This is a genomic window from Mycoplasma sp. 773 (assembly GCF_053851515.1).
On record NZ_JBSQAV010000009.1, the window covers coordinates 1 to 21,143 of the forward strand.

Here is a 21,143-nt window from a genome sequence, read left to right on the forward strand (position 1 = left end):
TTAGGCACACAGCCAGCGTTCATCCTGAGCCAGGATCAAACTCTTAAAATTTGATTTTGGTTTTATTATATTTTTAAAAAATTAAAATTGACGTTATGGTATTCGTATCCAGTTTTCAAAGAACTACATATTAGGCACAAAAAAGTGCACTTTTATAAGTATACATTATTTTAAACTTTTTATTATGAAAATTTTTTAATTTTTTACATTAAATAAGAACGTTTTTAAAATAAGTACCATATCATTATACATGATTAAGTTAAAAAAAATAAAATAAATTTAACAAAATTTTTTTAAATATTTTTGCTAAAAGCAAATATTGAAAAAAGTTCAAGATTTAAAATAAAAAACCTCCTTATATTTTTAAAAAATACGGAAGTTCTATAACTTATTATTATATCTTACAATATATATTTTAATTATCTACAATCTGGATATTTAGCTACATTATTGATTCAATTTTTACCTTATATTTAGGAGCGGCCTCAACCTCTACAATATCGCCGACCTTATGATTAAGAATTGCTTTGGCTAACGGAGAAGAATTAGATATTTTCCCACTAAATGGATCTGCATCTAGTGCGCCAACAATAATAATAGTTAAAACAGCATTATTTTTTAAATTTAAAGCCTTAACTGTTGAACCAATTTTAACAATATGAGAACCGGTTGTGTCTTCAACAATAATATGGGCGTTTTCTAAAATATGTTGAATTTCTAGAATTTCGTTTTCAATGGCGGCTTGCTTATCACGGGCCGAATCATACTCAGCATTTTCTGATAAATCACCTTGATTTCTAGCTTCCTTGATTTCTTCGATGACTAACGGTCTAGCTTCTTCTTGCAAATATGCTAATCTTTTTTCATATTGTTCAAGGCTCTCCTTTGTTAAATATATTTTTTTATCTTCCATCTTCTTTTTCTCCTCTTTCAACAATGTCTTTTATGTTATTTTTAGCTAAAAGTATAACACTTTTATTTTTGAATTTTAAAGTTTCATAACGCAAACCAAGATTTGCTGATATCTTCTTTAACAAATCTAAATTAATGTTTTTATTATTTTCAATAATCATTATTCCTTTTGGGTTTAAAAAGTTTATTTTAGAACTTATGGTTGACTCCAATAATTGATCCTTATTATTTAAAATTATTATTAATTCATTGTCATTTGGAAGCTTAGCAACACTTTGGATATTTTCAAATTTTAGATCTGGAAATTCATATAAAATTTTTTCATTAATACCTAAATCTATTGTTCCATTAAAAAATACTTTCTTATTAGCTAAATTTGATACTGATAAAGCAAGATAATTATCATCATCTTCTATATAAATATTATGGTAATCATTTAAATAAATGGTATTAACAACAAAACATACAAAAAAATCACTTAAATCATTATTATAAAACTTCTTAATACCGCTTAGAACCACACCATAATTAGGATTAATTTTAATAAGTTTTTCTTTTTCGCGTTCTTCATTAGGGGATAAATATTTTTTAATAGCCTTCTTCTTATAATAAAGGCTAAGAACAAGAGCGATAATGGCAATTAATAAAGCTATAGCAATAGAAATAATTAATCCCGTTCTTACGTTGGGAGGTATTTTGCTTGTCCCGTTAGAAATAGATGATATATATATTAATTTGCGCATAAATTATCTACCGTCTCAGCTTCAAACAAAATGTGTTCAATAGATTCGCCATTTTCATCTACTAATTCAAATTCATTAGCAAACTCTTCTAATAAATCACTTAAGATTGAAACAATTCCTTCATCTTCTACCTCTTCTAAAATATGAGATTTTGTTTGTCTAAATAGAAAAATACCTTTTTTATTAGTTAAAAATATGTATTTTTCACCATTTTCTTCAATCGAAAACAAAACTCACATTTTAACATTGTTTTCCAAAATGATTTCTCTTTCTTGTGAGAAGATAAATAATTTTTGTCGTATGTTTTTATTGTTATTTTTATTTATTTCTTCCATAAATCTAACCTTTTTTTAAATAATCCTCTAGTATGATTTGGGCAGCTAATGAATCTTTTTTATTTTTTCTTTTTTTGCCGTTATATCCGGCATTATATAAAATATTTTCAGCAAATATTGTACTTTCTCTCTCGTCTTGTAAAATAACATTTATTTCAACATTGTCTTGAAGTCTTTGCTTAAATTTTTCCACCATGATTGTTCTTGGACTTCTTGAAAAATCCATTCTTGTTGGATAACCTAAGATAATTGTATCAATTTCATTCTTATATTGACTTTCATATAGTCAATATTTTACTCTCCTAATAACGTCGATAAAATGTCATTCCTCAAAATAGAGTGTTTCTAATCCAGAAGCAATTATATTATTAATATCACTGATAGCAAAACCGCATGTTTTTGAGCCTAAATCCATAGCTAGTTTACGCATTTATTAATTCCTTAATTTCATCCATAATTATTTTAATCTGTTTAGTTGAATTGATTGATCCTTGCGATACTATTTGATTACCGCCACCTTTACCATTAAAGTTAGAAATTATCCTTTTAAAAATCTTTGTTGAGTCATATTGTTTTGAAGCAACAATTAAAAAATAATTATCATCTTTAATTCTAGAAAGACCGATTATCAATGCATCAGCATTTGCTTCACGAATTTGCACAGCAATTTTTCTTAGTAAGCTTGCATCATTTTCATTAATTATGAATAACTTAACATTATTGCCAATTATTTCAGGATTATAAGCATTTAAATTTACTGATTCATTATTCTTTTCTTTTAATAATTTCTTATAATCTTCTCTTAATTTACTTTCGACTTCATCATAATAATCCAACATTTTTTCTTTCTGCGATGAAAGGCTAGGAATATCTACCAAATAAGATAAATTATAATTAGATTCTAATGCTCTATTATTCTTTACCAAGGAAGACAATAATTTTTGCTTTTCTAAAATTTCATTGTATAAATGTTTATTAACATACTCTTCCGAGGTAATAACCTTCAAACGATAAATTCCAGTTCCCTTTGAATCAACAGAAACAATTTTAAAGTTTTCGATTATGCCAGAATTTTCAACGTGTGTCCCACCGCATAAATCCTTAGTAATATTTTCAAATTCAACAACTCTGACATTGTTAGCATCATAATATTCAGATTCATCAATTGTCATATATGCCCCTATTTCTTGTGCTTTTTTGACTGAAGTAATAATATAATTTCTCTTAGCCTGCATTGCAATATATTCATGCATAATATGCTCAATTTTTTTAATTTCATCCTTAGTTGGCCGATGATCTAATCCGAAGTCAAATGTAAAATATTCAGGATGAATGTTTGAACCAAGTTGTTCAATAATATCATTTGTGTAAGCTCTTCTTAAAGCATGGAACATAATATGTGTTGAACTATGATTTCTAGCATAATTAATTCTTTTTTCTTTGTCCACATAACATTCAATAGGTAAATTCTTATCAATCTTTCCTTTAACATAATGAACATGATTTTGGTATTTATCTTTAAATACATCAATTATTTCAATTTTATTATTTCCTTGCATCATATAGCCAAAGTCATGATTTTGTCCACCACTAGTTGCATAAAAAGGAGTATTGTCAAGAATAACATAAGAAAAATCATCATCGCTATCTACCTTATCAATTTCCTGCTCTTCATTTAGCAAATAGATAATTTTTGATCTAGACTCAAGAAATTCATAACCAATAAATTCAGAAATTTTCCTGTCAACCAGTGAAAGCGAATTAATAACCTTTTGCATCGCAGCCTTCAAGCCACCTTTCGAACGTTCTTGATGTTCCTTTTGAAAATCATAAAATTCTTGCAAATTAATTTCGATATTCTTTTCTTTTAATATTTCAGCCGTTAATTCAATAGGGAAGCCATAGGTATCAAACATTTTAAAGGCAATTTTAGCATCAATAAAACCTTTTTTATTTAGTTCGTGTTCAAGAAGTTTTTCGCCATCTTTAATGGTTTTAGCAAATAAATTTTCCTCATCAAAAATTACTCTTGAAACAGTTTTAACATCGATTTCATATATCAATGAGTCCTTAACAACTTGAACTAATTTATATAAAAAAGTTTTTTGTTGTATTCCTAATGATAAACCAGCGCGGTAAGCTCTTCTTATTAAACGTCTAATAATGTATCCTCTACCAACATTTGAAGGGCTAACGCCATCATTAATAGCATTCACACTTGCTCTAATATGATCCGCAATAATCTTAAATCAAGTATTAATTTTTAACTGTTCTGGCTCTTTTGTAAAATAGTTATTTATATCGTAGTGATATTTTGTTCATTCTTCTACTTTTCTAATAATAGGCAAAAATAGGTCAGTATCAAAATTAGTAGGCGCATCCTGAATAATAGAGGTTATTCTTTCTAACCCTGCACCAGTATCAATATTTTTAGTAGCTAATTCAGAGTAGTTATTTTCGCCATCATTATTGAATTGCGAAAATACAATATTTCATATTTCAATATATCTATCATTCTCAATATCTTCTTTTAACAATTCAATGCCGCGCTTATCATATTTTTCACCCCGGTCATAAAAAATTTCAGTATCAGGGCCACAAGGTCCTTGACCAACATCTCAAAAATTAGTATCTCTTGTTCCACTTATAAGATGGTCCTTGTTTATACCTAACTCAATTCATCTATTATATGTATCCAAATCTTCTTCATAGTATGTTATATATATTTTTTCTTTTTCGAGTTTCAATACATTAAAAATAAACTCATATCCAAATGCAATAGCTTCTTTTTTAAAATAATCACCAATAGAAAAATTTCCTAGCATTTCAAAAAAGGTGTGATGTCTTGCGGTTATACCAACATTTTCAATATCATTAGTACGAATTGATTTTTGCGAATTTGTTATTCTCTTTGCGGGCGGAACTTTTTTACCGCTAAAATAATCTTTTAATGTTGCTACACCCGAATTAATTCATAATAATGAAGGGTCATTTTGAGGTATTAAAGATTTAGATTCTACAACAAGATGTTGTTTTGAAGCAAAAAAATCAAGTCACATTTGTCTAATTTGTTTTGATGAAAGCATTTTTTTCTCCTTGTTTATATCATTATTTGATTTATAAAAAATTCTTTTGTTTTTGTTTATAAAAAATTCTATCAATGATTGCTGCCCCTACAACTTTTTGACCATCATAAATTACAACTTGTTGTCCTGGGGTTATAGCTTCTGTTTCATTATACATGATCGCAATTTCATTATTGTCTAAAAGTTGAATCTTACATTTGATATCTTCTTGACGATATCTAAATTTGGCCGACAGGTTTTCCTGATTATATGTTTTAGCAATTAAATTTCAATCTTTGGCAATAATCTTATCGGATAACAAATATTCTTTATGGTCCTCATTAGCAACATAAATAATTCTTTTTTTAATATTATGTCCAACAACAAAATAAGGTTTCTTAAATCCACCGAGATTTAAACCCTTGCGTTGACCAATTGTATAATACATTGCGCCGTTATGCTCCCCAACCTTATTGCTTGTGGCAATATCAATTATGTCACCTGGTTGAGCAGGAATATAATTTTCAAGAAATTTTGTGAATCTTCTTTCGCCAATAAAACAAATGCCTGTTGAATCTTTTTTAAAGGCAGTTTTTAAGTTTAGCTTCTTAGCAATTGTTCTTACTTCATTTTTTGTTATATTAGCTAGAGGAAAAATAACCTTTTTTAGTTGTTCATTGTTTAATTGAGCCAAGAAATACGATTGATCCTTAGTCTGGTCAAAGGCCCGAAATAATTCCCCATCATTAGTGTATGCATAATGACCCATAGCAATATAATCGGCTTTTAATTCATTAAATGCATAATCCGAAAAAGCTTTAAACTTTATAAATTTATTACAAAAAATATCAGGATTTGGTGTACGGCCAATTTCATATTCATTAATTAGGTATTTAAAAACATTGTCTCAATATTCCTTAACAAAATCCACACGGTGTAGCTTAATATTTAGTTGATTTGCAACATCCTTTGCATCTTGATAATCTTGTTCTTGTGGACAAATATTTTGTGAAATGTCTTCATTGCCTAAGAAATCATTGTTTAAAAATGAATCTCAATTTCGCATAAACAAACCTTCAACTTCATATCCTTGTTTTAAGAGTAGGTATGCGCACACACTAGAATCAACTCCGCCACTCATTCCTAAAATTACTTTTTTGCTCATTTTGCTCCAATAAAATATATTAAATTATAAAGTTTTTAACGAAATAAAAATTTATTTTATACGAAACTAGTATTATAAAAAATAAAAAGAGTCTCTATATAGACTCTTAATCAACAAATGATGTATCAAATACACCGGATATACTATGAATATTTGAGGTAGTTATTCACGCAGACTTATCTACTTTCTTAACTTGTTCCATAATAATATCTTTTTCTAAAAATAAAGCAACAGTTTCAATTTTGCCAAATTCCTCATGGCTAAATCCACCAACGCCATTAAAGATATTAAATGAGTGAGCATAACCAATCTTTTTAAATTGTTCAGCAACAATTTCAGGATATCTTGTATATATCTCAATTTTAACTTTCTTATATTTAGGATAAAACTTATTAACAAGTGTCGAAAATACTAATAAATATGAAATAGTACCTAAAATTCTTACTAAGAATAAGCCCGAATTTCAAACATGTCCTGTAATATTTCCGCTAAATTCTAACGAACCAATGATAATCGTTGATGAAGATGAAAAACAAATTGCTACCATTAAGAATACATTACCAACTGGTTTTTTATTTTTATATGCAATAAAGTTAGAAATAACTGATGTTCCTCCAATAGAACCTTTTTGTCTTCATGCAACTATAGAAGCAAATCCTTCTGAAGCACCACCCATAATAGCATAGACAAGAACCGGCCAATTTTGGCCATCATAAACGCCATAAATTTTAGTATCTTTTAATAATAAAGGTATTGAACCTAAGAGTGATACTTTTCCTATTTTAAATTGTTCAACTAATGCAGAATCAGTAATATTTTTAACTATCAAATTCAAGTCTTTTGGAGCGTATTGATTTTGAAAATAAGCAATAACTTCCTTAGCGCCTTTATCAAATTCAATTGTTAAATTTTCGCCTTGAAGAACTTTTAATATTTCTTTACTTTGTCCGTTGTTATATAATTTTGAAACTACTCTCGTATCAATTCCGAAAGGAGCTCAATAGAAATTATTCTCGCCAACCGGATTATAGAATGAAATTTTTTGATTAATAAAGTTAACAATTGGATTTGATCCACGACCGTCATATTCTATATATATTAATTGAACAATAACCTGAAATAGCATTCAATAGTATGTTAAAACCATAAACATTCTCGGATTCATTCTTCAGAAAACAAACATTAATGGTAAATTAACTAATACATAAAATAAACCATAGAATTGTGCAGTAGCAGGAGCAGTAAAAGTAATAATTTGCGAAAGCGATGATGTGCCTGAAGCAATAGTTGCTGCCTTTCTAAGAAAAACAGTAATTGCTATATTGTATAAAAAAGCACTCAATAACATTCAAATAACTTTTTTAGGATATTTTTTTCATATATTAAAAATGGTTACTTGTTGTGGGTTTAAGATAGCCATTTTTTCATCATATAGAGCTTTTTTTTGCTCAACGGAGAGCTTCGTTTTTTGAATTTTTTTATCTAAGTTTTTTTGTTTCTTATCCATGATTTAATCCTCCTTTTCTTTGAAAATTTGATGTTTGTTGTTGCCGTGTTCCTTTAAGACATAGACAAATTTATTAAAGTCAGGATAAAACCCTAATTGAATAGTTTTAGTTGATCCGTGACGGTTTTTGGCAACAATAACGTTTGTTGTTGAAAACATTTCCTTTTGTTCGTTATTAGCATTTTGATCATTTTTTTTGTTTCGATAATAGTCATCGCGATGTAAAAAGATAACTCTATCGGCATCTTGCTCAATACCTCCAGATTCTCTTAAATCAGAAATTATAGGGGTTTTGTCTTCACGCTTTTCAACGCTACGGCTTAATTGACTTAAGGCAATAATAGGGCATGCTAATTCCCGACCAAGTTGCTTTAATGAACGTGAAATCTTGGCCACTTCAAGTTGTCTATTTTCTTGCGACCTTTTTGAATTGTCTCCAATAAGTTGTAGGTAATCTATAATAACAAGATCAACCTTAGCATTTCGGGCGTATCTTTTTGATAAGGTAATAATATCCGAAATATTTAAAGTAGCAAGATCATTTAATACAATATTTCACTCAAACATGTTTTCGACAGTATGAGATAAATTTCTTTGATCATCAATACTTAATTCTTTGGTTTTAAGTTTGTAAATAGGGACAGTTGAATCTATAGAAATCATCCGCTGGACTAATTGTGGATTGGACATTTCAAGGCTAAAAAATAAAACGTTTTTCCCTTGTTTAGCTACATTATTAGCAATATTCAAAGCAAAGGCCGTTTTACCCATAGCCGGTCTAGCACCAATAATAGTTAAATCCCCACTATTTAAACCAAGCAAGCATTCATCTAATTCTGGAAAACCAAGTTGCAATCCTATTCCAATATCACTATCCTCCTTGCGCAAAATTTGTTGCATTATATTGTTTGCAACATCGCCAATTTTTTCAAATGAGGAATTAATTTCTGATATATCAATATTGATCAAGGATAATTGAATATGTGATAAAAGGTCCGACACATTAAAGGTTTTATTATCAATAGTATTTTTAATATCAACTATTAATTCATTAAGTTTATCGATTTTATATTGATCGATTATGTTTTTTACATATATTTCAATTTCACTCAAGAAACCAGCATTTTGAACCAAATAGCCAATATATTCAGGAGTATTCATATAAAATGAACCAACTAAATCAAACTGCTTTTTTTGCTCTAAGTAAACCAATAAATTAGAAAGGTCAAAATGCTCAGTAGAGTTATGCACTTCAACAATAGCAGAATATAATATTTGATGACTCTTAAAGTGAAACATTTCTGGCCTTATTAAAACAGCAATTTTCAAATATGTTTCAGGTTCAGATAAAATTAATCCCAATAAGGAGGCTTCATTATTAGCAATAGCAGTTTCTCTTGGGTTTAATGTTTGCATGCTCATTTTGCTCCCTTCATTTTATTGTTTTTTTATGTTATAAAATTATTTTTCTTCGAATATTTGAATTAATAAAATTGCATTAACTTCCGGGTGAAGCTTTACATTAATATAATGTTTTCCGAAAGTGTTATAAGAATCTTTATTTAAGGCATGAGCACTAATTTTAATATTATGTTTTATTAATTCTTTTTCAATAGCCTTGTTGGTTATTGAACCGTGAACAATATTTCCGTTCGATTTTAAGAAAAAGTTTAAAGTTATTTTTTCAATTTGCTCTTTTAAAACAATCGCTTTTTCAACTTCCCTTGCATGATCTTCGGCAATGTTTTGCTTAACTCTTTCTAAATTAGCTAGAGTTTGCTTATTCACTGGTTGAGCATAACCATTTTTTATTAAGAAATTTTTTGCAAACCCATCATTGATTTCAATAATTTCATTTGCTTTATATTTATCATATTGTTTAATTATTATTACTTTCATTTTTTACACTCACTATCGCTTGTATTAAGTTATCAACAAAAAGTTCGATATTTTCATCACTTTCAGCTGCTGCCGTGCCATAATGTCCTCCACCGTTAACTGCTTCTGCAATTAATTGAACATTAGTATCAATTCCTCTGGCTGACATCTTACATTTTTTAGTCCCAGCTAATTTGCCAATAACAAAGGCTGCTTTTCTTCCATTAACTCTTAGGATTTCATCGGCAGCAATTGAAATTACATCAGGGGAAACAAAAATGTTCTTATAAGCAATGAAATATCCAGGTTTAACCTCCTGCAAGTTTTCAAGAAGTTCTAAAACTTGTTTGAAGGTTTCTATATCTAATTTTAAAGTATTAACTGAAATTTGGATCTTAGCGCCTCATATCTCTAATAAGGCAGCTGCTGAAAAAGTCTTGGAACTTGTTTGTTTTTGAAAATTATTAGTGTCAAGATAAATGCCATTTAACAAATATTGTGCTGTGATCTCATCCATCTTGTCACCATTATTTGAAATAGCAATTATTTCACTAACAATTTCTGAGGCTGACGATGCTGATGAGTCAATATAAGTATTTTCTCTAAAAGCATATAATGGGTTTGCCCCGATTCGATGATGATCAATAATGATTATATTATCCTTTTCAATACCTTTAAATGCGTTAGGATTTTCAATTCTTGTTTCATCAGCAACATCACAAATTACTACAAGTGTTTTTTTATCATTTAATAATGTCGCTTCCTTTGGCGATATAAAGATTTGCTTGTCTAATGGACTCATATGATCATAAACGCGTTGCGTGGTTTCATCGAATGTCTTGTTTTGAATAAATGTTTCTTTTTCATAAGCTCTTGCTAATTTATGAATACCCCACGCAGAACCCAGCGCGTCAAGATCGGCGTTCTTATGACCATAAATTATAACTTTGTTAATATTCTTAGACTTTAATTTTGCAATCAAAACCTTAGAAATATAGCTAACATTAGTACGAGACATATTGATGTTTATTTCTGAGCTAGTTCCATAATATCTTGGATGTTCATTTTTTGTTAAAACAGTTATTTGGTCTCCACCACGGGTTTTGGATTGTAATAATGCCTCTTTGGCTAATTTATCAAGTGTTTCCAGCTTGAATAAACCATATGAAAACCCACCAGACAATGTCAAGGATATACCTTTATGCAGACTCTTGTTTTTAAGTTGATTAAATGCCTCAAAGTTGGTTTTTTCTAGTTGCTCAAGAGTTTCTTGATTAGTTAAAACAAAGAAACGCCCATTCTCATATTGCCGGTAAATAATATTATAACTTTTAGAAATATCATCAAACAAGGACCCAAAACTTGAATATATAGCATAAAGATCTTCTTGTGATAAGGATACTTGGTATAAATTCATATTGTCAATATGAAATTCGCCAAAAACAACACGTTGCATCTTATAATCATTTAATAAAGCTGTTTGAATAGTTATATCTTTAATCTGAACAATATTTTTTTCAAAAATAACCTGAACATCGTACTCATAGTCATCTTTTTTAAAAACAAAGTTATTATTATTCCCATCTCATTCTTCAATATTAAAAACAGTTTTTATATTTTTTCCGACTATCGACTTACCAAATTTGTTAATAACAAAGTTTGAAGCTCATATAATCCTTCCATTATTTAAAAAAATAATAGTACCAATCCCTTGATCACTTATTTCATTTTGAATGAACTGATTTAGGGTTTGATTTGCAATTGATGATTCTTTTAAATATCTTCTTATGATGAAAAATATAAAAACTCCAAGGCCCAATACTAAAAGCGAATAAATAACAATAATAGGAACTCTTCAATTATTAGGTAAATGGAATAATCCTACAAACAAAAGAATCATTGGTACTATAAATAAAGTAAATACTTGAATTATTAAAATGAGTAATCTTTTTTTGTCTTCTTTGTTTTTCATATGTAAAATTATACAAAAATTGATATAAAAATGGACCAATGCGCACTAAATTAAACATAGATTATTTAATTTTTAGTAATTTTAAATTTTTGGAAAGCAACATATTTAAATACTAAAAATCAAAATGTTTGATAATGTCTTGCAACCCTACTTTTTTTTCTGATGAGACTATAAAAATATTTACTTCTTTTTTAAATGTTAGCGCCTGGGTTTTTACTCTATGCCTTTGTGATTGGTTAGCCTTATCAATTTTAGTAATAATAATATTAAATGGTATTTTTAAATTATTAATATACTCAATCATTTCCAAATCTATCGGCATAAAACCTATCTTGGCATCAATTAAGAAACAAACTATCTTATCATTTGGGCTGTTGCGAAAATAATAATCTATTATTCCGCTAACTTTCTGCTGTTCTTTTTTAGACATACTAGCATAACCATAACCAGGCAAATCAACCACAATCTTTTTATTATTAGTTTCAAAATAATTTATTAATCTTGTACGTCCTGGACTTGAAGAAGTTTTTGCTAATTTATTATTAGCTAGAGCATTAATTAACGAAGACTTTCCTACATTTGAGCGTCCTCAAAAAACAATCTCATAACTGGTAAAATCTAATCAATTTTCCTGTGAAGTTGAACTTTTTATAAATTTTCACATATTATTTTTTTACCTTTTCATAAGCTAGTCTAGCAATCATCATTGCGTTATCGGTTGTATACTCCATTAATGGTAGATAAACATTGTTGTGAAGGGTTAACACCATTTCTCTAATTCCTTTATTAGCGCTTACTCCTCCTGCTAAAGTAATACATTTTGGTCCATACTTTTTAATTGCCTTTTCTAAATTAATTTTAAGGTAGGCAATTATCGTATTTTGGAATTCACAAGCAATCTTATTAATATTAATTTCTTCGTTTCTATTTATTAGACTATTAAAATGATTTATAACGGCTGTTTTGATTCCACTAAATGAAAAATCTAATTCATTTAATGTATGTGGAATTGAAAATTTATTTTTATATTTTTCTTTATTATTAATTCAAATATTATCAATAATTGGTCCACCCGGAAAACCTAATGATAGTTTTCTAGCAATCTTATCATAAACCTCACCAACGGCATCGTCCAAAGTTTCACCGACTATCTCAAAACTATTAGAATCAGTATATAACATCAATTGCGAATGTCCACCTGAAACTAATAAGCATAAGGCAGGAAATTCTAATTCTTTCGATATAAAAGCTGAATAAAAATGGCCTTCTAAGTGATTTAACCCAATTGCTGGTATTTGATATATTCTGGACATTGTTTGTGCAACAATAAAACCTATTTGCAACGATCCTACCAATCCCGGTTCCTTAGTATAAGCAATATAATCAATATTCTTACAAATCTCCTTGTTATTAACAACGATATTCTTAAATTCTTCAATTAATAATGCAATATTTCTAACATGCAATCTCGAAGCAATTTCTGGAATGGTTCCACCGTATTTTTTATGAATTTCTGTTTGAGATATAGTTTTCATTCAAACAGGCTTATTATCTTCCAAAATAGCAAAAGAGGTATCATCATGAGAGCTCTCGATAGCAAAAATTTTCATTAAACACCTCCAATTTGAGGATCAGAAGCATAAATTAATTCCTCTTTTAAGATGTCATTTGATTCTCTAAATAAATCAACATATTTACTAAAATTTTTAAAGAAATTTTGGTAATTAAAATCTATTACTGAATTTATACTATCAACTAAATTTATAGTTATTCCTAAATTAGTTTTAATTACTTCATATGCCTTATACCTATTAGCTTTTATATAAATAACGTCCAAATTTAGTTGTTTAAAAAACAAATCATATGTTGGCGCAATAAAAACTTTTATATCATTTTTTGCGATTACATTTTGAAGAAGTTTATTAGTAGATGCAAAAACAAAGGCCAGACGTGTTCCCGTAAAACTTCCGGGTCCATTTGTTATGTAAAGATTATCTAGATAATTCAACTTTGTATTATTTCTTCCTAATAACTCATCTATTGATTCAAAGAATTTATCAGTTTTTTTAATTAGTTTTTCAATTAATATATGGTCAATTACATTACCATTTTCAGTTAAAGCTATGCAAAAATCTGGCAAAGAAGTTTCAATGAATAAGCCTTGATAACAAGTTTGCTTAGTTATTTTAAATAAATGAAAAATTTGACCATCCCTTTCATGAAGACTGACCTCAATATTAAAATAATATTTAAAATTATGTATAATGTTTTTTGACCATTCAATAACAACAATTTTATCTTCAAAATATTCTTCATATGGGAATAAATCACCAACTAATTTATACGCATCAATATGTACCATTTTATCATAGCATATTATAGTATTAAATGTTGGGGAAACCACAGCCTTAGATTCACCTAATTTTTTGGCTATTTGCGCAGTTAATGTTGTCTTCCCTGCACCTAATTCTCCGTCTAATAATATAGCTTCTATTTTTTTAAATGACAGAAGATAATTAACTAATTCATCTAGCTTTTCGCCTTCTTTAAACCAAAATTCCTTCATTTTTTTTAAAATAATCTCCTTATATAAAAACAAAAAAGAAGATTCAAATATTTTATGATTCTTCTTTTTTAAAATAATTTAGCACTGGCTTTTTTGTCAACTTCAGCTTTTTTAGTTTTAATGTCATCAAGAATTTTATTTAGTTCTTGTATTAATTTGGCTTTAGCATTATCATTAAATAAAACTGAATTTATTTTCTTAATTTCTTCTTCTTTTGCGCTGTATTGTTTAACTAACTCAATTTTCAATTCATCATATTTTTTATCTGACAACTGTTCATGTGCATATTGCTTTAATGTATTTAAAAAAATAAATACATCTCTTTGGTTATTACTATATTTTTCAGTTGTTGTTTTATTATCATTAAGAATTTTATTTGTATTTTCAATAAAATCACTAAGTGCCTTCTGATAATCGATATTTTTACTGCTATTATTTTTTAATATATTTTCAGCGTCAATAATTTCTTTTCTTAATTTGTCCTCATAATCATCAGCAAATTCAATATTAGATAATTGTTGCTTAGCAAGGGAAACTTCTCTTTCTAATTCTGCTTTATAGTTAGTACATGAAATGGCAATTAATGGGAGAGTCAAAGCAGAAATCGAACCAATACTAATTAACGTTTTTGTTATTTTATTCATAATTCTCCTCTAAAATAAATACCATAAATAACTAAGAGCAAATCTCAAGGTCATTATGCGAGAATTCCGTTGGCACCTTTCTTCCAAATTGTTCAATATTTACAAATGCTTTTTGTTCAATGTCATCATTTCTAATAATTTCGCCAACTTCGCCCTTGAATATACCACTCTTAATTTTAACAATAATCCCCTCTTTGAATGCTGTTTCAATATCTCCCGCTTCAAATTTCTCAATGAGAATCCTTTCTTTTTCAACCATTTTTTCAAAGGTGTTTTCACTGATTGGCGTTGGTTTTGCACCCTTTCCAGAAGATCCAATCAAACCAGTAACGTATTGTGTATTACGAACTAAATACCAGGATTCATCAGTCATTATCATATTAAGAAAAATATAACCTTTATAAATATTTACATACTTAATGTTGTATTCCTCACCCCTGCTTTTCTTTTGCAATTCTTTGCTAGACAAATGGGGCATCTTAAAAATTCTAATATCCTTAAAGAAATCTTCCATTTTTTGAGAACTAATTTTGTTTTTCAATGCTTCAACAACGTTATCTTCCTTGCCTGAAACAGTTGATATCATATATCACTTACAATCTGAATACATTTTTTCTCCTTAAAAAATATTATGTTCTAATACCCACTACATTTCATAAACCGGTAAAAATTAAAGTTATAACAAAGCAAAATATAGCCATGATTAACACAAAGGCAATAGTAATTCCAAACCATTTTCAAGACTTGAAATTACTTGGCCACGCAACTCTCTTAATTTCCCTTACTAAATTTCTAAAAGTGTAAAGTTTCGTTGCCTTAGCTTCATCCTTTTTTCTTTCCTTTAAAAGAGCTTTCTCTCTTCTTACTCTATCTTTAATCTCTTTTTTTTCTTCAGGACTCATCTTTGTTTTTTCTAGCATACCTTATTTTTCCTCTTTATGAATTGTTTGAATATTGCAATATTTACAAAATTTCTTAATCTCTAGTCTTTTTTCATTACTTTTATTAACAGAATAATTTTTATGCAAGCATTCCTGACAAGATAGTGACACTTTCTTTTGCTTTCTCATATAAGGAAAATTATATTATTTTTTTACATTTTTTTCAAATAAAACTAGACTTAGATATATTGTGAACAATAAATAAGATATATAAAATATAATTTTACTTACTATGGTACACAATTATTTGTATTTTTTGTTAAATGTAATTTGGATAATACCTATTATTATCGCCTTCATTATTCGATCTTTAAAAAAGGAATTTAAAATCAAGAAACTTCAAAAAAAGATTGAATACATAAACCAAAATTTAAAAAAAATTAAAAAAATTAATAATCAATTTCATGAATTTACAGATAAAAACAATAAATGCACATACCAAGAAAAAATAACTGCTAATGTAATAAATATTATTGAATTTTCACTATCAAAGATAACTTTTTTTCTTAATGAATTGCATATGATTAATAACATAAGAAACATACAAGAAAAAAAATCGAAAAGTCCTGAATTTAAAAAAATTTTTAATAAAGCAATTGTCGAATGAAAAACAATAAAAGAAACAATAAAAGAAAACAAAGATTTTATTTTTCTTGAAAGTCAAAATATCTCAAAATTTCTCATCTTTTCAAATAATTTAAAATCCGTCTTCTTAAATATAAATAAATGTATTGATAACAATAAAAACAACCTTTTCTTTCAAGATTTTTCAATTGAATTTAATAAAAAATACAATGAAATAAAAAATATTGTTGAATACAGTAGTAAACTTCAACTATATAAAGGTTGGAATAATCATTTTTTAACTAATTCAAAAAATATCAAAAAAATATTAAATGATTTTTTGTTCTTTATAAAAAATGGTTTAACACTATACTCATATATTGAAAATAATATTGAAATTCCATTTAAATTTATTGAGGACCTTGTCATCAAGTATTCATCTTTTCACCAATTTTTTTTTAATTGGCAAATGCTAAATTCTTTCATCGATGAAACTAGAAGTTTGATTGAAGAAATTAAAATTAAAATTCATAAAACTAATTTTTTTGATTGAATTGTAACATTCAAAACAAAACTTGAAAACCTTTCAAAAAAAATAATTTACAAATATATTGAAATCAAAAAAGAAATAGATAGTTTTGAAATATTAAAATCAAATTCTGAGCTTATAAGCAAAATAATTGATCTTTTTGATATACAAAATTGAAAAAATCTTAAATCAGATCGCCAAAACGCAAAATATAAATTATTAATAAATAATTTTTATGAATTTTATTACCAAAATCTGGCGTATTTTAAATCAAAAAATAAAAAAAATTCAAGCAATATTTCATATTTTGAAAGATTAAATAATCTAAATAATATTCTAAAAAAAATGTGTAAAATCCCGTTTTTTCAAAGACAATTTAAAAATAATTGAAACAAAAAAGATAAGACCGCTTTCAAGGATAAAATGACCAATATGTTAATTGAGACATTTGGACTACATGACTTTAAAATACCATTAAATGAGGAAATAATTTATTACAAAAATAAATTTGAATCATTACTAGAAAAGCAAAATATAAATGACGAATATGAACTAAACTTAATAAATCAAGTCATTCAAAAAAAAATTATTGTGATTAACATAAAATATTTGGTTGCAAGGCATCTAATCGATAATTTTAACTTGCTAACAAAAAATAAATTTCAAGAAAAAAATATTGAATTAATTAACTTAATATATCAGAATAAATATGATGAAATAATTAATAAATCGCTAAAATTAATTAATAAGTCAAAGGAGAAATAAAATGTGTGCTAATCAAGAAATGGAAATATTAATTAGATACGGAGAATTAACACTAAAAGGTGAAAATAAAAAGGATTTCATTAATCAATTAAGAAAAAATATTGAACTATATATACCTAAAAATGAGTTAAGAATGGAATACGACAGAGCTTTTTGTAAGTATTCAGAGCAAAATTTAAAATCCCTAAAATTTATTTTTGGAATTTCATCTTATTCAATAGTTCATAAGACATCAACCAATATTGAAGATATTGAAAAAAAAGTATTTAAAATAGCCTCGAAAAAATCATTCAACTCTTTTGCTATAAATGCCAGAAGACATAATAAAAATTATCATTTAACTTCATCGGAAATCAATATGCACTTTGGCGGTTTTATATTAAATAATTTTAAAAATAAAGTTGTAAACCTTAGCAATCCTGATTTATCCATATATATTGAAATAAGAGACAAATTTACATATATTTTTAGCGACTACATTTATGCCCTTGGTGGAATGCCAGTGTGTTCATCAGGGCGTGTTTTACATTTAATAAGTGGTGGAATCGATTCTCCTGTTGCTGCACATTTATTGCAAAAAAGGGGATTAAAGATTGAATTTTTAAACTTCATTACACCCCCTCATACCGATGAAAAAACGACTATGAAAATCGAACAAATTATCAAAACATTAACCAAATTTCAAGGGTCTTCTACTCTTTTTCAAATTAATTACACAAAATTAATGAATTATATAGGTCTTGTATCAAATCAAAAATATAAAATAACACTAATGCGCCGCAGTTTCTATCGTATTGCACAAAAAATAGCCAAAAAATATAATATAAAAGCAATTTCGAATGGTGAAAATTTAGCACAAGTTGCTTCGCAAACATTAGAATCAATCCACGCAATATCAGAGGTTTGTGATTTGCCTATTTTTAGACCGTTATTAAGCTTCGATAAAAATGAAACAATAACAATTGCCAAAGCCATTAACACAATGGAAATATCGATCCAAAAAGCTTGCGAAACATGTGAACTTTTTGCCCCAAGATTCCCGATCACCAAACCCACAAGAGAGGAAGCAAAAAGATTAGAAGAAGAACTTGAAAATCTTGAGAAACTTGAGAATGAAATAATTAACGAAGTTGAAATAAAAACATTTAATTTAAGAAATGACAAATAAAAATAATTTTTTTTGTAAACTAAAAAAATATCCAAAACTTAAAAGAAATTACATTTTCTTTCTTGCTTTATGCATTTATGCAATTATTATTCCTATCATTCTCATTACAGCATGAATTGTTTATCTTATTTTAAATAATGGAACACATTTTCTAATACAATCAAATAATTTTATAGTTTTAATTTCCATCACTAGCATACTATTTATTAGCTGACTTACCTGTTTTTTCTTAATTAGATATATTATTAAAATCACATTTGCAAAAATATATAAAATAACTAAAAATAAAATAATTAACAAAATTGCTATTATCTTTTTAGGTGAAAAAATTATGAATGCAGATATTCATATGATTAACCAAGAACTGGAAGAAAACAATAAAAACCAACGTCTATAAAACACTCATTTGTGTCTTTATATTTTTTAATTTTTATTTAAATATTCAAAAAATATATAATTAATTATCATGAGTACAACTAATTACGAAGCAAAAGATTTAAAAGTTTTAAAGGGTTTAGAGGCAGTTATTAAAAGACCTGGAATGTATGTTGGTTCTACTGATTCAAACGGATTACATCATCTAATTTGGGAAATTTTTGATAATGCTATTGATGAAGCATTAGCCGGATATGCTAATAATATTAAGGTAATATTAAAAAGTGATGGGTCTGTTATTGTTGAAGACAACGGAAGAGGTGTTCCAATCAATAAACATGAGACAGGAAAAAGCGGTGTTGAACTAGTATTTACCGAATTACATGCTGGCGGTAAATTTGGCGATGGGGCATACAAAACTAGTGGAGGACTTCACGGCGTTGGGTCCTCAGTAGTAAATGCCCTTAGTTCTAAGGTTGAAGTTAGCGTTTATCGCGACAAAAAAGAATACTTCACATCTTTTGAACAAGAAAAAATTACAAGTAAAACAACAATTATAGGACCAACTACAAAACGTGGAACTAAGGTTCAATTTTGACCTAATTATTCAATATTTAAAAAAGCGAAATTTTCATCTGAAACAGTTAAAGAAAAATTAAGAGAGGCCAGTTTCTTAATATCAAATTTGAAAATCAATTATATCAATGAAAATACTAACGAAAATGTTGTTTTTCAAACCAATGAAGGAATTAAAGAATATATCAACTTTGTTGGCGAGGGCCGAAAATTTATCAGTAGAATTTTCTTTGCGTCAGGAAAATCAAAAAACAATATTGAGGTTGAAATATCGTTAGCGTATACTGAAAACTATAGTGAATCAATATATTCCTTTGTCAATAATGTTAAAACTAGGGATGGAGGAACTCATGAAACAGCATTTAAATCTGCATTAACCAAAACAATTAATGAATGGTATGCAAAAAATTCAAGTTCTAAAACAAAAATTAATTTTGATGGATTGGATGTTAGAGAGGGAATAATTGCTGTAGTATCACTAAAAATTCCTGAAAGTATTCTTGAATTTGTTGGGCAAACTAAGGATAAATTAGGAACGCCTGAAGCAAGGGAATCTGTTGAAGATTTCTTTAGTGAAAAATTTACATTTTTTTTAAATGAAAACAAGCAAGAAGCTGACAAAATCATCGAGAAAATTAAGCGAACATATGACGGAAGAATTGCGGCAAGAAATGCTAGAAATGAAGCTAGAAAGGTAAAAAATAAACTCGATTCAAAAAAAATTCTTTCAAACAAATTAACTCCTGCACAAACAAAGAACAAAACAATCAAAGAGCTTTTTTTAGTCGAAGGTGATTCAGCCGGAGGGTCGGCTAAAATGGGCAGAAATCGAATGACTCAAGCCATTCTTCCCTTACGTGGGGTTGTAATGAATACTGATAAGGCCAAGTTAGTTGATGTCCTTGCAAATGAAGAACTTGCAACAATTATTAACACGATTGGAGCTGGAATTGGTAGCGAATTCGATGCCAAGAATTCACAATATGGAAAAATTATTATTATGACTGATGCGGATGTTGATGGAGCTCATATCCAAATGCTTTTATTAACATTTTTCTGAAGATATATGAAAAAACTAATTGAATTAGGAATGGTATATATCGCTTTGCCCCCATTATATAAAATAACAATTAAAAACTCAAATAACAAATATTTCTATGCTTGAGACGAAGAACAACTAAGAGAAATAACGTCGCAATATACAAACTACGAAATCCAAAGATATAAAGGGCTTGGAGAAATGAATGCTGACCAACTTTGAGAAACAACAATGAATCCTGCAACTCGTTCAATCATTAAAGTAGGCATCGATCAGCAAGCATTAATAGAAAGGTATATAACTACCTTTATGAGTGATGATTCGGAGGCAAGAAAAAATTGAATCAATAATAACATCGACTTTTCAAGTATTGATGAATTTGAAATTAATAAAAAATAA

The 21,143-nt window shown here is 27.7% G+C and carries 21 protein-coding genes; 4 read left to right on the top strand and 17 right to left on the bottom strand.

Annotation, left to right across the window (positions count from 1 at the left end):
- Nucleotides 1-442 precede the first annotated feature (442 nt).
- The 17 genes from greA to rpmG all read right to left on the bottom strand — a co-directional run bounded on the left by greA (nucleotide 443) and on the right by rpmG (nucleotide 15,857).
- Nucleotides 443-913, bottom strand: a complete 471-nt coding sequence (gene greA / locus ACWXVJ_RS02470) for a transcription elongation factor GreA (RefSeq protein WP_438340667.1) — start codon at nucleotides 911-913, stop codon at nucleotides 443-445.
- Entirely contained in the window at nucleotides 903-1,655 is a 753-nt protein-coding gene (locus ACWXVJ_RS02475) for a BC85_0335 family putative methyltransferase (protein ID WP_444705026.1), read from the bottom strand. Before ACWXVJ_RS02475 ends, greA begins: the two co-directional genes overlap by 11 nt.
- Nucleotides 1,643-1,990 carry a hypothetical protein gene (locus ACWXVJ_RS02480; RefSeq protein WP_438340665.1) on the bottom strand — a complete coding sequence of 116 codons (348 nt, stop codon included), beginning with the start codon at nucleotides 1,988-1,990 and terminating at the stop codon, nucleotides 1,643-1,645. The genes ACWXVJ_RS02475 and ACWXVJ_RS02480 overlap by 13 nt, the downstream gene beginning before the upstream one ends.
- A gap of 4 nt (nucleotides 1,991-1,994) precedes the next feature.
- Entirely contained in the window at nucleotides 1,995-2,420 is a 426-nt protein-coding gene (gene ruvX / locus ACWXVJ_RS02485) for a Holliday junction resolvase RuvX (RefSeq protein WP_438340664.1), read from the bottom strand.
- Nucleotides 2,413-5,076 carry an alanine--tRNA ligase gene (gene alaS, locus ACWXVJ_RS02490; protein ID WP_455966440.1) on the bottom strand — a complete coding sequence of 888 codons (2,664 nt, stop codon included), beginning with the start codon at nucleotides 5,074-5,076 and terminating at the stop codon, nucleotides 2,413-2,415. The genes ruvX and alaS overlap by 8 nt, the downstream gene beginning before the upstream one ends.
- 31 nt (nucleotides 5,077-5,107) lie before the next feature.
- Entirely contained in the window at nucleotides 5,108-6,220 is a 1,113-nt protein-coding gene (gene mnmA / locus ACWXVJ_RS02495) for a tRNA 2-thiouridine(34) synthase MnmA (protein WP_455966441.1), read from the bottom strand.
- A gap of 106 nt (nucleotides 6,221-6,326) precedes the next feature.
- Nucleotides 6,327-7,727, bottom strand: a complete 1,401-nt coding sequence (locus ACWXVJ_RS02500) for a YitT family protein (protein ID WP_455966442.1) — start codon at nucleotides 7,725-7,727, stop codon at nucleotides 6,327-6,329.
- 3 nt (nucleotides 7,728-7,730) lie between these two features.
- A complete protein-coding gene (gene dnaB / locus ACWXVJ_RS02505; protein WP_455966443.1) occupies nucleotides 7,731-9,149 on the bottom strand; it encodes a replicative DNA helicase in 1,419 nt (472 codons plus the stop codon).
- Between the two features lie 39 nt (nucleotides 9,150-9,188).
- Nucleotides 9,189-9,626, bottom strand: a complete 438-nt coding sequence (rplI, locus tag ACWXVJ_RS02510; RefSeq protein WP_455966444.1) for a 50S ribosomal protein L9 — start codon at nucleotides 9,624-9,626, stop codon at nucleotides 9,189-9,191.
- Nucleotides 9,607-11,577, bottom strand: coding sequence for a GGDEF domain-containing protein (locus ACWXVJ_RS02515; protein WP_444705021.1), 1,971 nt, complete (start codon nucleotides 11,575-11,577; stop codon nucleotides 9,607-9,609). Before ACWXVJ_RS02515 ends, rplI begins: the two co-directional genes overlap by 20 nt.
- Nucleotides 11,578-11,689: 112 nt before the next feature.
- Nucleotides 11,690-12,241: a ribosome biogenesis GTP-binding protein YihA/YsxC gene (yihA, locus tag ACWXVJ_RS02520; protein ID WP_438340657.1), complete on the bottom strand. Its 552-nt coding sequence runs from the start codon at nucleotides 12,239-12,241 to the stop codon at nucleotides 11,690-11,692.
- 1 nt (nucleotide 12,242) lies between these two features.
- Complete coding sequence (tsaD, locus tag ACWXVJ_RS02525; RefSeq protein ID WP_438340656.1) at nucleotides 12,243-13,187, bottom strand: tRNA (adenosine(37)-N6)-threonylcarbamoyltransferase complex transferase subunit TsaD; 945 nt, start codon at nucleotides 13,185-13,187, stop codon at nucleotides 12,243-12,245.
- Entirely contained in the window at nucleotides 13,187-14,143 is a 957-nt protein-coding gene (tsaE, locus tag ACWXVJ_RS02530) for a tRNA (adenosine(37)-N6)-threonylcarbamoyltransferase complex ATPase subunit type 1 TsaE (protein ID WP_455966445.1), read from the bottom strand. Before tsaE ends, tsaD begins: the two co-directional genes overlap by 1 nt.
- A 68-nt stretch (nucleotides 14,144-14,211) precedes the next feature.
- Nucleotides 14,212-14,787 carry a variable surface lipoprotein gene (locus ACWXVJ_RS02535; protein ID WP_438340654.1) on the bottom strand — a complete coding sequence of 192 codons (576 nt, stop codon included), beginning with the start codon at nucleotides 14,785-14,787 and terminating at the stop codon, nucleotides 14,212-14,214.
- Nucleotides 14,788-14,818: 31 nt separating this feature from the next.
- The gene (gene nusG / locus ACWXVJ_RS02540) at nucleotides 14,819-15,397 is read right to left on the bottom strand and encodes a transcription termination/antitermination protein NusG (protein WP_438340653.1); all 579 of its coding nucleotides are present in this window, start codon (nucleotides 15,395-15,397) and stop codon (nucleotides 14,819-14,821) included.
- Nucleotides 15,398-15,416: 19 nt separating this feature from the next.
- Nucleotides 15,417-15,707, bottom strand: a complete 291-nt coding sequence (gene secE, locus ACWXVJ_RS02545; RefSeq protein WP_438340652.1) for a preprotein translocase subunit SecE — start codon at nucleotides 15,705-15,707, stop codon at nucleotides 15,417-15,419.
- Nucleotides 15,708-15,710: 3 nt separating this feature from the next.
- Nucleotides 15,711-15,857: a 50S ribosomal protein L33 gene (gene rpmG, locus ACWXVJ_RS02550; RefSeq protein WP_438340651.1), complete on the bottom strand. Its 147-nt coding sequence runs from the start codon at nucleotides 15,855-15,857 to the stop codon at nucleotides 15,711-15,713.
- 103 nt (nucleotides 15,858-15,960) lie between these two features.
- Here rpmG and ACWXVJ_RS02555 point away from each other — a divergent pair, with 103 nt between their 5' ends.
- From ACWXVJ_RS02555 to ACWXVJ_RS02570, 4 genes are all read left to right on the top strand, one after another.
- A complete protein-coding gene (locus ACWXVJ_RS02555; protein WP_455966446.1) occupies nucleotides 15,961-17,586 on the top strand; it encodes a hypothetical protein in 1,626 nt (541 codons plus the stop codon).
- A gap of 1 nt (nucleotide 17,587) precedes the next feature.
- Nucleotides 17,588-18,754 carry a tRNA uracil 4-sulfurtransferase ThiI gene (thiI, locus tag ACWXVJ_RS02560; protein ID WP_455966447.1) on the top strand — a complete coding sequence of 389 codons (1,167 nt, stop codon included), beginning with the start codon at nucleotides 17,588-17,590 and terminating at the stop codon, nucleotides 18,752-18,754.
- A complete protein-coding gene (locus ACWXVJ_RS02565) occupies nucleotides 18,744-19,151 on the top strand; it encodes a hypothetical protein (protein WP_455966448.1) in 408 nt (135 codons plus the stop codon). The genes thiI and ACWXVJ_RS02565 overlap by 11 nt, the downstream gene beginning before the upstream one ends.
- A gap of 69 nt (nucleotides 19,152-19,220) precedes the next feature.
- Entirely contained in the window at nucleotides 19,221-21,143 is a 1,923-nt protein-coding gene (locus ACWXVJ_RS02570; RefSeq protein WP_455966449.1) for a DNA gyrase/topoisomerase IV subunit B, read from the top strand.